The 13,170-nt window shown below is 44.0% G+C and carries 11 protein-coding genes; 9 read left to right on the forward strand and 2 right to left on the reverse strand.

The annotated features are described in order from the left end of the window. The first annotated feature begins 594 nt into the window (after positions 1–594). Positions 595–801, forward strand: a complete 207-nt coding sequence (locus RH85_RS01475; RefSeq protein WP_006710408.1) for a hypothetical protein — start codon at positions 595–597, stop codon at positions 799–801. Positions 802–984: 183 nt separating this feature from the next. Here RH85_RS01475 and RH85_RS01480 read toward each other — a convergent pair whose 3' ends face one another. Beyond that, complete coding sequence (locus RH85_RS01480) at positions 985–1,902, reverse strand: sensor domain-containing diguanylate cyclase (protein WP_006710409.1); 918 nt, start codon at positions 1,900–1,902, stop codon at positions 985–987. A gap of 387 nt (positions 1,903–2,289) precedes the next feature. On the opposite strand from RH85_RS01480, the gene RH85_RS01485 reads away from it, so the two are divergent. The 8 genes from RH85_RS01485 to RH85_RS01520 all read left to right on the forward strand — a co-directional run bounded on the left by RH85_RS01485 (position 2,290) and on the right by RH85_RS01520 (position 10,980). After that, positions 2,290–2,913, forward strand: coding sequence for a hypothetical protein (locus RH85_RS01485; RefSeq protein ID WP_006710410.1), 624 nt, complete (start codon positions 2,290–2,292; stop codon positions 2,911–2,913). A gap of 108 nt (positions 2,914–3,021) precedes the next feature. After that, positions 3,022–4,056, forward strand: coding sequence for a hypothetical protein (locus RH85_RS01490; RefSeq protein WP_006710411.1), 1,035 nt, complete (start codon positions 3,022–3,024; stop codon positions 4,054–4,056). Continuing rightward, positions 4,056–5,576 (forward strand): flagellar assembly protein T N-terminal domain-containing protein, encoded by a 1,521-nt coding sequence (locus RH85_RS01495; RefSeq protein WP_006710412.1) that lies wholly within the window; start codon positions 4,056–4,058, stop codon positions 5,574–5,576. Before RH85_RS01490 ends, RH85_RS01495 begins: the two co-directional genes overlap by 1 nt. Positions 5,577–5,585: 9 nt before the next feature. After that, positions 5,586–6,653, forward strand: a complete 1,068-nt coding sequence (locus RH85_RS01500; RefSeq protein ID WP_006710413.1) for a hypothetical protein — start codon at positions 5,586–5,588, stop codon at positions 6,651–6,653. 3 nt (positions 6,654–6,656) lie between these two features. Further along, the gene (locus RH85_RS01505; protein WP_006710414.1) at positions 6,657–8,282 is read left to right on the forward strand and encodes a hypothetical protein; all 1,626 of its coding nucleotides are present in this window, start codon (positions 6,657–6,659) and stop codon (positions 8,280–8,282) included. Between the two features lie 12 nt (positions 8,283–8,294). Further along, entirely contained in the window at positions 8,295–8,885 is a 591-nt protein-coding gene (locus RH85_RS01510; protein ID WP_006710415.1) for an LPP20 family lipoprotein, read from the forward strand. Between the two features lie 18 nt (positions 8,886–8,903). After that, complete coding sequence (locus tag RH85_RS01515) at positions 8,904–10,037, forward strand: transglycosylase SLT domain-containing protein (RefSeq protein ID WP_006710416.1); 1,134 nt, start codon at positions 8,904–8,906, stop codon at positions 10,035–10,037. Continuing rightward, positions 10,021–10,980 carry an LPP20 family lipoprotein gene (locus RH85_RS01520; RefSeq protein ID WP_006710417.1) on the forward strand — a complete coding sequence of 320 codons (960 nt, stop codon included), beginning with the start codon at positions 10,021–10,023 and terminating at the stop codon, positions 10,978–10,980. Before RH85_RS01515 ends, RH85_RS01520 begins: the two co-directional genes overlap by 17 nt. A gap of 105 nt (positions 10,981–11,085) precedes the next feature. On the opposite strand, the gene RH85_RS01525 is transcribed toward RH85_RS01520, so the two are convergent. Further along, a complete protein-coding gene (locus RH85_RS01525) occupies positions 11,086–12,744 on the reverse strand; it encodes an FAD-dependent oxidoreductase (protein WP_006710418.1) in 1,659 nt (552 codons plus the stop codon). Between the last annotated feature and the right edge of the window lie 426 nt (positions 12,745–13,170).

Below are 13,170 nucleotides of genomic sequence, written 5' to 3' on the forward strand. Positions count from 1 at the left end.
TCCTGCGATAGCTTTTTCTTCATTCCTGATTTAGTAGTTTCGATTTTAGTTTCATAATGTCGATTTATGCATGTCAATCAAGACAATAGGCTCTGTAAATGGTTTTGCGTAGAGCAGAGTGGCTAATGCCGCTTAGCCGCGACAAATACAGTTGAACGCTCGAATTTTTGGATATTATATTTTAAATCTGATGTTGTATTAATTTTTAACATCGAGTAATTAAAAATATCCTATAGGAACGGTGGGTGGTTATTTATCTGCCACGATACATAAGCGTTATAGCAATGTATTAAAGCGTCGTATCTTATCCAAAATGAATCTCAGGTTTTGAACTGAAGTTTTCATTTTTGAGTTGACTAACACTGGTGATATTAGCAACTCACAAGGCTTAAGTTAAGGGACGTTTTATATTTAACCATAATTGGAAATTAAACTTTGAAACAGAAATCCCCTAGCTCTAAGTCGCGTAAAGATAATGAAGAAGCAAAAGACGATAAGTCAAATAATATCCATCAAATAAGACGAAGAATCGAAGATATTCTGTTGGAACGTGAACAGAAAGAACGATTAGATCTTTGATGGTAAGAGGAAGTTATGAAAAAACCAGTTAGAAAAAATGTCAAAAAAATGCGCAAGAGTGATTTCGAAGAACGTTTTGCCCATATGGTTGGGGATTACAATAAAGCGAAGGAAGTTCTTGAATCATTGACAGCAGGCACTGCCGAGTACAATAAACAAAAGAAACAGTGTGATATCCTTTTTGCTAACGCCGAGCGTTTCATAAATTCCGTTAAGAATTAATATTACGTGTGTAATCAAAAGCCTGCATTTTTTGCGGGCTTTCTTTTATCTGCATTTTAGAACCATACGAAGTACCAGCAGGCGCACATGTAAGGTTAGGCAGCATGCTAACAGTATTGGGCAGGCTTTTTGAAACAGGCTGAGGGATGAGTTGAGCGAGTGTGATGCTCAATGGCGAAAAGGTTACTTGATCGAAAATTGATTCTTACCATTCTTTTTCGATTCGTATAAAGCGAGATCGGCACGATGGTAGATGGCTTCGATATCGTGATCTGTTTTTTCGAAATGGGTGATACCGATGCTTAAGGAGAGAGGGTAATTAGACACCTTTTTATTGATGTATAGATTGGCAACGGCTTGGTTGAGTTTACGTGCTAAATCAATGCAAGACAGTTCGGCGCTACATCGATGAATAATCCCCAATTCATCACCACCTAAGCGACCAATAACATCGCTCTCTCCCAGCATCGACTGGCACTTCTTGGTCGTTTGTCGTATCGCATCATCTCCGGCTTGATGGCCATAGACATCATTGATTTTCTTGAACTCATCAACATCGACCAGTAAGAAGCAATAATGCTGTTGTGACTGTTGAAATTGGGCTAAGGAATGAGATAAATGCTCGTAGAGCTTTCTACGATTATAGACTCCAGTAAGATAATCCATTTCAGCATAGTAGGTGAGTTGCTGTGCCAGCTCGTGGCGTAAAGTGATATTACGCGCAACCCAAACAACGGCTCTTTCACCGTGGTAGAGTGATTTTAACCGGTTCACACGACCTTCGAACCTTAGTTCACCAACAGGGCCAGAGTTGACATCTAAACAAGCCACATCGTTACCTGCCAGTGAATATTCAAAACACATCAGTGTGTTGTTGGTGAGTGTTTCGTTTATTCTTGCAAGAAACCAATCGGCGTGTTCTGGCGATAATACATCGTGTAAATTTTTCCCGACGAGCGACAAACCATCATGGTACATTTCGGCATTGGCTCCACCAAGGATATCTGCGTACAGGCCGGATTCCGTCAAAATAAAGACTAAGTCAGGCAGCGCGGATATGATCGCGGCATATTCCTCATATCGATGTTTATCCTCAAGCATGCTTACCTTCCTTTCTCCTTGTGATATTTCTGCGTTGATTCGTTCTAAATCAGTTTATTTGAACTTTAAGCGTACGGTTGCCTAAAAATCATACACTCAAAGTTAGAGTTTAGACTCGAGGATTTGATGTAGGTGATAGCTACTTAACGTTTTTGTAAGATCGCGTTGTGAAAACTTCTCACTATTGGTGATGTTTTGTGTGTTATTAATTCAAAAAACTAATAATTTTATTTTTATTTAAATCAATAGTTTATATTTTTTCTGGTCTTAAAGTTGAGATTGTGGGGTTTACAGTGGTACATCGTTCTGTATAGTGACCGTCAAACAGTACGGCATTCGCCAGTATGTTAAATCACACAATGAAATAACTAACGACGAGTAACAGTAATGAATTTTAAAAAGAATGTAGTAGCAGTGGTATTGGCTTCATCAATGATGTTTGGTTGTTCTGCTTTTAACGGCAATTCAGCGGTAGACTACGATCAACAGTTAGTGACGGGCAACGAATTGTCTGTGCGCGCTACAGACGAGTACCAATTTTCTAAAATTAAAGAAGGTGAGCTAGTTCGTACTACTGTCAATACAGCATTCTTGATTGCAAAGCCTATGTATGAAGATTACATCAAGTCAGCTGAAAATCAGCCAGAAGTTAAACAGTTCTTGGCTTACACGCAGAACATGTCAGAAGAAGAGCGTGAAGCTGCGTTTAATGAACTTGATGATGCGAGTAAAGCAAAGGTTAAGCAGTATGTAGATTCATCGGCTTTCGATAGCGTTTTGGCGGGTTTAGGTGATGCATCAAAAGCAGCGCTTTCTGCTGCTTCTAAATTTGACGAAGAAAAGCTACTGGGCCTAGTTAGTGATTCAAATAGCGGTCTTGGCTTTAAAGATATCATGCAAGAGCAATCTCTTTATGAGTTAACGGGTGAGCAAATCATGTTTATGAATGATTCTGTTATCTCTGCGTACCAAACAGCTAAGCAGCTTTCTGCACTAGCAAACGCTCAATAAGCGTTTTTATAGCCAGCCTTCGGGCTGGCTTTTCTGTTTTAAATCCCGAAGTGTCATTACATCAATCCTGATGTGTCTGTTTGTCTCTATCTGTTCGGATCTATTATCGTGAAATTAAAATTCTCAGCGCTTTTTGCGTCACTTCTGCTCGTCGGTTGCCAGTCAACTAGCCTTAAAATCAACTCTGAAGCGGATGTAGATTCCAATTCTCAAATCAACAAAGTCAATAAAGCAGCCCTCTATGAGTCTGACAATATCGAGTTACCAAGTAACTATGATGTGAAAGCGTTCAGTAAGATGACCATCGCCGCGTATGTCGACAATGTTCAGTTTGAGAAAAATGCGCGTAAAACCAATATTGATCAGGGCATTATCGCCAAGTTATTAGAAAATGAACTCGCCCGTACTAAACGATATGAAGTCCTTACTCGTAACTGTGATGCGTGTAATTACGAAGTCGCCTTTCAAGCAGAAAATACTGTAGAGGAAGGGTCGATTTCTTTAGGTGAACAGCTTAACCCTGACTTTGTTTTGGAATCTTCGATCTCATTGGGGTCTGTGATTAAACAAAAAGAAGATCATTTTGAAATCATCTTCCGCAGCTTGGTAACCACAAAAGTCGTTAATCCAACCACCGGTCAAATCGTTCACTCGTTTGAGCCTATTCGCCACAATATGCCGGCAAAGCGTTTCTTTGCTATGGGTGACATTAATAGCAAATATAAGTTTTTAGGCGGGTTTGATTTCCGCGATCACAATGAGTTGCAAGAAGCCTATAAGGAAGCGGCGCAAAAGAGCATTCAAGTGCTGGTTAACCGCACTATGGATTACTACCCAGTGGGTGGCCGTGTAACCAATTATCGAAATGGTCGCTTTGCGATTAACTCAGGCATTAATCAAGGTTTCGCCACTAAACAGCCAGTGGTTTTGTTCCTAAGTGATGATGGGCTTGATATTCCTATCGCGTCTGGTGAAGTGACGCCTAAAACGGAAAGTGGCTCAGGTGTGATGTTCACTTGGAAGGAAGATGATGTTGATGCGCAGCAAGTTAAAAAACAGCTGGAAGCGATGGGTAAGGAATACCTAAAACGTAATAAGGTCTATGCCGTTTCTGTTGGCACTCCAGAGGATTGGGCGCTGTAATGGTTTTGCGATTTTTACGCATTTTAGCGCTAACGGTCGTCACTTTTCTCGGTGGTTTCTATTCCACTATCGTGATGGCCGATCCGATGGATGATATCTTCTCTATGCTTGGTCAAGGTGGGACACGTTCTGGTGTTAACGATCTTGACGGTTATTATGTGGTTGCAATGGGCACTTCTAATCATTCAAGTGAGAGTAAAGGAACGGAGCAGGCGCGGTTAGATGCGTTGCGTCAATTGAACGAAATGATCAATGGTGTCGAAACGTCGGGTTCAACCGAGGTTTCTATGGAGTATGTCACGATAAGTGAGGGAGCCAACCAGCAAGAGTTTTCTAAAGAACGTTTTGTTGATGTGGTTAGTCATTCCTTTAAAGGCAATCTCTCCGCCGTCAAAATGCTCAAAAGTGGCCAGTATGATGGCGATTACTTTGTTGCACTTGTCGTGACGCAGCGTGATGTTGCCAAGGTATCTAGTTTGCGTAGCCAACCAGCCAGTGATTCAAGCGTGATATTGTCTAATCAGCCAAGCGCTGTAACAGTGGCCGCTTTCACTGATGCGTCTTCATCGGTAGAGGCGAAAGGCATTGCTTCGATGAAAAAAGGGGAAGCAACCGCACGCGAGTTGGCGGTTCAAGATGCGATTAAAAATGCGGTGCAACAAGCGCAAGGAGTGATGATTAGCGGTAAGTCGGGCCAGTTTAATGAAGCGGTCGCAATGGCCATTTCAACCAAAACGGAAGGCTATGTCAGCCGTTATGAAATTTTGGATGAAGACATTGAACGCGGTCAATACTATGTGATTGTGGTGGCCGATGTGAACCAAGGTCAATTGCTCAATGACGCAAGCTTCTATCTGGATGTGTTCGGTAAGGCTGAGTTTTCCGTTGCTTCTAACAATCGTGACAAAGTGAGTTGGTTGACCGATGAATTGGAAAAACTTGGGTTTGGATTAACCGCTAATCAGGCGGCAGCAACTCATACTTTTAAACTGACTCATGAACAGCGCCCAGTAGAAGATCATAAAGGGAGCAAAGGATTTGAAACAGCGGTCACGGTTCAATTGGTTGACAATACCTCTGGCTCTATCATTTTGACCGTGGTGAATAAGCCTATCAAATCTCGAATTTATGTCGAGCCTGCATCTCGTGCAAAACAGGTTTCTGAACATCAAGCTTATAAGCAAATATCGTCTAAGTTAGGCCTTGAGGTTATTCAATCTCTGGCTGCCCATGCTCAAAGAGGCGTGGTTTATCCCATCTTAATCAAGAATGCGAATCGTCATGATGTCGCCATTTTTAAACATGTTTTAGAAAACTCGACCAGTGGTTCGGTCGAAAATTGGCACTGGGATAAGAAAGATAAAACCATGACGTTAAATTATCGCTTCTCTGGTTCGCTTTCTCTCGCCTTTGATCAGGGTTTAGATGAGCTATATCAGACATTTAAGCTAGAAGGGAAAGGGCGCAGGCCACATCTTAAATCAGTGAACAATCAAAATGCGAACTTTGAAATACGCTAGGGAGAATCGATGACTTGGCTGAGAAAAATAGCGGTTTCATGGCTCTTATTGCTGTTTGTTTTACCCGTCTGCGCTAAGGATTTACAAGCGATATACCAATCTCATTTACAGGCGTTGCCAGTGGGCAGTTATGAACAAGATGGTTATCTGTTCATTATTACCGAAGCTCGTTGTGTCGATGCAAAAAAGCACGCTGGGACGATGGAATCGAAAAAGGCGGAAGCGAAGTTTTATGCATTATTGGCCCAACAAACTCAGGCTCGAAATGTCCGTTTTGCCCCTCACTCTATGCTTCCCAAAGCATTGGCCACAGAGGCGCAAAGGCAGCTGATTGGCCAGTATGCATCGCCAACAAAGGTGCCGTTTCAAAAAGTTGCAGACATTCGGTTGCCGGAGTGCACTCAGCGTCAGGTAAGGGCGATCACGCTGACGAGCTTTGCTAAGCAGCCAAAGATTATCTCGGCGGAACAAGTTGAGAAGAAAATGGGCCTAGTTTTGGCCAGTTTGGTCAACAATCAGCGCTATTCAGCGTTGGCGGATATGTTCTCTGAGCCACAGTTTGTCTCACTTTTTGAACTTTTTTCCCTGTTGTCGAATCCTCAACAGAGTCAATGGCAATCGCCGAGTGAAACTAAAAAGGTGCGAAATCTTTATGATCTCAATGGCGTTTTAGCCGAGGTGGCAGAGAAACAAGGTTTGGTGTTTGCGAATGTACTATCGACCAATAAAGCTGCATCAGAGGCGTTATATCAGAACGCAGATGCCTTGTTTAAGCAAGGGCTCTCTGCGGATCTGATTGAAGAGAGTTTATCTTTGGCAATCAATATCAATCCTCAGCATGCACCAAGTTGGAAGCTTATATCGAGCTTATTTCGTGTGGTTAGTCCAAATGAAGCGACGTACGCCGCGAAGCAATACTTTCTCTATAGCGGGGGGGATTTTAGTGCATGGGTCTATCTCTTTAAAGCACTAGAAAAAAATCAACCTGAGCACGCTAAAACAATCAAAACACTCATGAGTCATGTTGTTGAATACGCCGACATGACGGCATGGGAAGTTAAACAAATACAAGGTTAAGTTATGAAAAATACCATTCTGCCGTTGGCATTTTCTATTTCAGTTCTTCTCTCTGGTCAATCTTTTGCTGAGGATTTTGTTCCAAATGCAACCCCAGCGGCATCTGTAGAGAATGCAGGGCTTGACGCGCAACAAGCGGCAACACTAGCGCCATTTGAGCAACAAGAAATAGTGGAATATATCTCTGCCGAGCAACAAATTTTTGATTACATGGATCAGAAAAACTGGCAACAAGGCTGGGACCCAGACAAGAAGCGTTTGTTTGTTGTCAATATGCAGCAATTCGATTCTGAAGATCCAAGCTATGACGATAGCTTCATCACCAAACGTTCGCAATATGCCACGATTGCAACCATGGGGGCTAAGGCTGAAATGGTGGAATACATGCGCACCACGATGTCTGCGGTGGATATGCTGACGGCTCCAGGTACGGATGTTCATGCTGAACTGAATGAAAAATATGTGCGAGCAGAGAAAAAACTGAACGCACAGAAACGCGAGTTGGTAAAAATTATCGCGGAACTTGATCAAGCGGAAGCGGACAAACTGGCGGGAATCACTATCGAAGACCGAGCTGAAGCAACTTGGGATGCGGTGATTAAACGTATCGATAGCAATTACGATGCAGCAACGATTGAAGAGTCAAAACGTAAGAAATATGAAAAGGTAAAACAGCGCTTTGCCGACGCAAGTTCAGAACTTGATGTGTTAGAACAACAAGCCTCAACGCTCAAAGGTGAAATCAAGCTAGAGTCGACCAGCATGGTGGAAACATTGGCCAAAGCCCCGATTCTTGGTGCCAGTGTTTTGGTCCAAGCTGAATCGTGGGATGCAGAATCTGAAGTTTATGAAGTGGCGACCTTGATGGTTTGGAGCCCAAAGCTGGAGAAAGCGGCGAAGTCGATCATTACTGGGGAAATGTTACCTCTCAAGCCTAAAAATGGTCTTTCGGTTCATGATTGGTTAAAGAAACAAGAAGTCGCAACCATGGTAGGGCCACGTCAATTTGTCGATCAATCCGGCGAACGTTGGTTCATCGGTGCTTTTGGTATGCCAGCAGATGGCGCTTCGTCTTTAGTGCGTAAGAACCGCGGTATCGCGGATGCGATGGCGAAAAAAGAGGCTGCTGTTGCCTTGTATGCGGATATTGAAACGCAAAAGCAAGCGGCGATTGCGATGCAAACGCGTTCTTCTGACCTTGGCAGTAAAGATAATACAGAAGTGGCCACCAGCTTTTCTGAAGCAACCCGTCAATCGGTCGAGAATCGTCATATCAATGGGTTATCAAAACTGTTCTCTCGTACGGTGGTTCATCCTATTTCACAGCAAAAGATTTATGTGGTGGCTTACGGCATCTCCGCTAAAGCGGCAAGTGAAGCTTTAGCGATTGAATATTCTGCCTTTGATGCTGGCGCTACTGCGAATAGAGCCAACAACTTAAAGGCGGCTGAACGAGCAAGTTTAGAAAGTAATTTTGAGACCTCGAAAACAGAGGTGGCAGCCAAGCCACAAGCAAGTCAATCCAAGAATGCGGCGACGCCATCAACGATTGTGCCAGCACCAAAGAAAAGCGCAACGAACAGTTCAACACTGCTGAATGCTCCTGATTTTAGCGACGATGATTTTTAAGGATAAATATCAATGAAAAAAACACTTTTACTTTTGGTGATGACGGCAGTTACGGGCTGTCAATCCACCCAGCAGCCGACGCAAGTTGACCCTTTAACAAGCATGGGTTGTACTTTCTTTGGTGAGGCAAGCGTTGCCGCGCCGGATTGGATTTGTTCCGGTAGTATTGATGACGCGCGATTTGCTTATATGGCGCTCGGTGTAAGTGAAAACTCCGGCGGTGGAGTTGCCCATCAACGTAACTTAGCGATTTTAGATGCTCAGCAACAGATCGCGAAAGAAGTGGCGACGGAAGTGGTTCAAGTGATGCAAACTAAGGCCGGTACTCTTGGTGTGGCGGGCGTGAGTGGCGGCACTGCGGCTACTTCTGAAGAAACTAATGCCATGGCACAAGTCGCATTGAAAGGCGCGGAGACATTACGCGCGCAAAAAGGGCCGGATGGCTACTTTTATGTGTTGATGGGGCTACCCGCTGATTCGGTGCAGGGCAACGTGGAGAGCATGTTGGATGCTCAAGCAAGTGGCTCAAATCAGAGCAACGAGTCACAGACTCTCAGCAATCAAGAGTTGGCTGATCAGATCAATGCGGCATTGGTAAACTAGATGTTGCAAGGAGAATCAATGCTGAAGTCATTTCTATTTTGCTCTCTTGTGGTTGGGCTTTATGCCCAAACCGTTATAGCGGGCGTTGAGGATCTTCAAGCCAAGTTTGAAAGCCAGAAACAGCTATTAAGTACATCTTTTAATCAGCAAAAATCACAACAAGTGGATCGCTTTGAACAAGCGAAATTGGCTTATCGTGATAGCTTTTTAAATGCGCAAAAACGCTTTAGTCAGCAATGGGATACACCAGTATTGAGCTCTGCAACGACTTGGGTTTCTTATTCGGAAGGCGACAAAGTAAGGCGCTCGCTCGATTTTGAATCGGGTGCTTATACGATTGAAGTGTTAGGTGATAAAACACAAGCACAGATTGATGCAATTGTTGTGCAGCAAACCGAGCGTTTACTCTCGGCAACATCATCAAGTGCGATTAAAAGCGATCCAGTGCTGAATCAAATTGTTAGCAATAATACGCCGTCTAATACGCCGTCTAATAAGTTGTTTACTGAGTTGGATTCAACGGTGATTACCGCGACGAAACAACAATCAGCTTATCGGCAAGCTCAGGGGAGTAAAGTGACGACGGTGACAATGCGTTTCCCCCAAGATAAGTTATCGCAACGAGCGCTGCAGTATATTCCGCAGATCAAAAAGCAAGCGCATAAATGGCAGGTCGATCCGGCTTTGATTATTGCGATTATGCATACTGAAAGTCATTTTAACCCTGTGGCGCAATCGCACATTCCTGCTTATGGGTTGATGCAAATCGTGCCATATTCAGCAGGCAGAGATGTGACTCGTGTGCATCAAGGGCAAGAGCGTGTGCTGTCTGCGGATGAGTTGTTTGTGCCGGACTATAACATTGAGGTTGGTAGCGCTTATCTTAATATTCTCGAACAGCGTTACTTGAACGATATAGCCGATCCGAATACACGTACATTTGTCGCCATCTCAGCGTATAACGGTGGAGTGGGTGCGGTCGCGAAACACTTTAGTGGTACGGGATCTTTAAATAAGCTAGCGCAATCCGTTAATCGAATGTCGTCACAGCAAGTGTATCATTCGCTGGTAGATGATTTTCCCTATAAGGAGACTCGAGATTATCTAAAGAAAGTGGAATCGAAAAGGCAGTATTATGCGCCTTATTTCTAAGCTTGCCAGTAGAGTAACGCTGCTCTATTTTGGTTGTGCGGTGTTGGCTTTTTTACCCATAACCGTGAGTGCGTTGCCGAGCTCTTCGCTGCCTAGTTGGTTTACTAATGTAGAGAGCGATCCTAAATTGGTCTCTGATGTCGGGGTTGGAGAGACGCTAGAATTAGCCAGACAGGATGCATTATCAAATATTGCTAAATCACTCCATAGTCAAGTTTCTGCAACGACGGAGATCTACATAGCGACCTCTGGAAACACACCTAAGCAGACGGATTTAGCGGTGAATAACACATCGAGCCATACTCAAGTGTCAACGGAAGAGATAGCGTTATCGATGATTACCTGGACGCACTCTAAACAGGTTGAAGATATTTACTATGTTCGCGGGCAGATGAAACTAGCAGAGTGGGTTGCGGTTAATCAGAATCGATTATCTGCCTATCTTGATCAGGTTGAAAAGATAATCAGTAAGCCGAATTGGAAGCTGGTTGATTATCGTAATAGTTTGGCATTGGATACCAAGTTGATTCAGGATCTCGCGAGCATGCTCGCACCTTATTCATTGAGTTCCAATCACACTCGCCAAGTAATGGGTGCTCTAAATAACAAGCAACGTGATTACACGAGACAACAATGTTTTTCCGTCAAAAAGAGTCGCGATAAAGTGACTGATAAGTACTTTCTACCGATAGTAGAAGGTGCGGTTCATCGGTCTGGATTGTTGGTCTCTGATGATGAACGCTGTGAGGTGATCTCTGTTATCGCGCGCAATGATAATATTGCCGCCAAACAGATTCGTACCACATTACTGATTCAACTCGCCAATTATGAAAGCTATCAAATGCAAGTGGTGGGTGAGGGGCTATCTTATAAGGCCCGTTTGATTTCTGCAGCGAATAACTTGTCAGTGATGCTTGAGAAACAAGGTGGTATTTTGCCGTAAGAGCAAAAGCGTTACTGAATGTATAGATAGCGTTAATTTGATATAGAAAAGCCAGCGCTCGCTGGCTTTTCTTGTTATCGCACTCAGTCAAACGACGAGTGGTTTTTAAGCTTTAGCAAATTGATAAGTACGGAAACCGCCAATTAGGTTACGTGCCTTGTATCCATTGTTTACCAGTTGGCGATATGCGACGTTACCGCGTAACCCGACTTGGCAGTAGATGACGATCTCTTTATCTTTTGGTAGCTCATTCATGCGTCCGCGCAATTGGTCTACAGGAATGTTGATGTCACCTGCGATGTGGTTGTCGTTGGCGCGTTCGCCAGGATTACGCACATCCAGCAGAATTTGCTCGTCGCTGAGCGAGTCGATTTGATCAAAATGAATCGGAGTCGCATCGCCCTTAATGATGTTATTGGCGACAAAGGCTGCTTGGTTAATGACATCTTTGGCACTGCCGTAAGGAGGTGCATAGGTGAGTTCTAAATGTTGCAGTTGTTCCACTGTCATGCCGGCACGTTGTGCCACGGCCATAACATCAATGCGTTTATCCACGCCATCTTTGCCGGCGGCTTGCGCGCCTAAGATTTTGCCAGTTGTTGGCTCAAACAAAAGCTTAAATGAAACCGTTTCTGCCCCTGGGTAGTAGCTGGCATGGCTTGCGGTATGAACGATTACTTTCTCGTAGGTAAGACCTTCACGCTTGAGTTGCTTCTCGTTTTTACCGGTAGAAGCCACCGCTAAATCAAAGATCTTACAAATCGCAGTACCCTGTGTACCTTGATAGGTCTCATTGCGACCTAACATGTTATCAGCCGCCATACGGCCTTGACGGTTTGCTGGTCCTGCAAGTGGCACAAGTGTTGCTTTGCCAGTAACAAAGTCTTGTTCTTCAATGGCATCGCCCACTGCGTAAATTGAAGGGTCACTGGTTTGCATGCTTGGGCTGGTCCAAATGCCACCCAGCTCGCCAATCTTTAGCCCTGCATCTTGCGCCAATTTGGTTTCAGGGCGCACACCAATCGCCATGATTAGGATGTCTGTATCGAGTTGTTCACCGTTACTGAGCGTAAGGTTTAATTCACTGCTGTTTTGGTTTTCGATATATTCCACGGCGGATAACGCCGTGTTAAGCCGTAGGTCTATGCCATGAGCACGGATCTCTGCATGAGCGAATCCAGCCATCTCTTTGTCCATTGATGTCATGACTTGATCGGCCATTTCAAGCAAGGTGGTCTTAATGCCAAGTTGGTGGAAGGCTTCCATCATTTCTAAACCAATAAAACCCCCACCAACCACGGTCGCGTGTCTAATTGGTTTGCTTTTCAGCGTGTTGATGATGCGATCCATATCGGGAATGTTTCGCAGCGAGTGGGTGAGGGGGTTATCAATACCTGCAATAGGCGGGACGATAGCGCCAGCTCCCGGGCTTAGCAATAGGAAGTCGTATTGCTCTTGATATTGCGTGCCGTCCAGTAGGTTGCGAACAGTGACGTTTTTGGCTTGACGGTCAATAGCGACGACTTCATTCATTATTCGCACATCAACGTTAAAGCGGGCGAGGAAACTTTCTGGTGTTTGGAGAAGCAATTTACTGCGTTCTTGAATGTCCCCACCGATGTGATAAGGCAAACCACAGTTAGCGAATGAGACGAATGGTCCGCGTTCAAACATGATGATTTGAGCATCTTCACTTAAACGTCGCGCACGAGCTGCGGCCGAAGCGCCACCTGCAACACCGCCAACGATTACTATCTTAGTCATTTGCTTCTCCAATCCACGATAGCCAAAATACGAGGAACTCTTTCCTGCGTTACGTAGCACTATAGGTATCTATATTAGCTTTGTCTAATGTTTATGTAAGTATTCGTGAATTGTGAGGCTGGATTTTTAGTGAACGCCCTGATTTTTTATTATTTTTCAGAGCGATAGCTTTACTGCATTTTAGTGTTTACGCTAATATGCGCCTGTTTGAGTGTTTCTTGTTCATTTAACCTGTATTGGTGTAGTTCTATGAGTTCATTGAAAAAATCGACGAGCGTTATCATTTCTGCAGTTGTGATTGGCTTGCTATGTGCCGCATATTGGAAGTATCAGTCACTGGTGCTGAGCATCACATTTGAAGACCCCAACTTTAAGGCTTGTGTGCTGGAAGGGGGGAATGAAATAGAAAAGATTGAACATTTAGAA

Origin of the sequence: Vibrio ichthyoenteri ATCC 700023, assembly GCF_000222605.1 — a bacterium.
In the GTDB taxonomy this organism is placed as follows: Bacteria; Pseudomonadota; Gammaproteobacteria; order Enterobacterales; family Vibrionaceae; genus Vibrio; species Vibrio ichthyoenteri.

Coding starts and splice junctions, on each gene's coding strand:
- RH85_RS01510 (WP_006710415.1), top strand. CDS start 8,295: ATGAAAAAAACACTTTTACTTTTGGTGATGACGGCAGTTACGGGCTGT.
- RH85_RS01525 (WP_006710418.1), bottom strand. CDS start 12,744: ATGACTAAGATAGTAATCGTTGGCGGTGTTGCAGGTGGCGCTTCGGCC.
- RH85_RS01505 (WP_006710414.1), top strand. CDS start 6,657: ATGAAAAATACCATTCTGCCGTTGGCATTTTCTATTTCAGTTCTTCTC.
- RH85_RS01520 (WP_006710417.1), top strand. CDS start 10,021: ATGCGCCTTATTTCTAAGCTTGCCAGTAGAGTAACGCTGCTCTATTTT.
- RH85_RS01500 (WP_006710413.1), top strand. CDS start 5,586: ATGACTTGGCTGAGAAAAATAGCGGTTTCATGGCTCTTATTGCTGTTT.
- RH85_RS01475 (WP_006710408.1), top strand. CDS start 595: ATGAAAAAACCAGTTAGAAAAAATGTCAAAAAAATGCGCAAGAGTGAT.
- RH85_RS01515 (WP_006710416.1), top strand. CDS start 8,904: ATGCTGAAGTCATTTCTATTTTGCTCTCTTGTGGTTGGGCTTTATGCC.
- RH85_RS01495 (WP_006710412.1), top strand. CDS start 4,056: ATGGTTTTGCGATTTTTACGCATTTTAGCGCTAACGGTCGTCACTTTT.
- RH85_RS01480 (WP_006710409.1), bottom strand. CDS start 1,902: ATGCTTGAGGATAAACATCGATATGAGGAATATGCCGCGATCATATCC.
- RH85_RS01485 (WP_006710410.1), top strand. CDS start 2,290: ATGAATTTTAAAAAGAATGTAGTAGCAGTGGTATTGGCTTCATCAATG.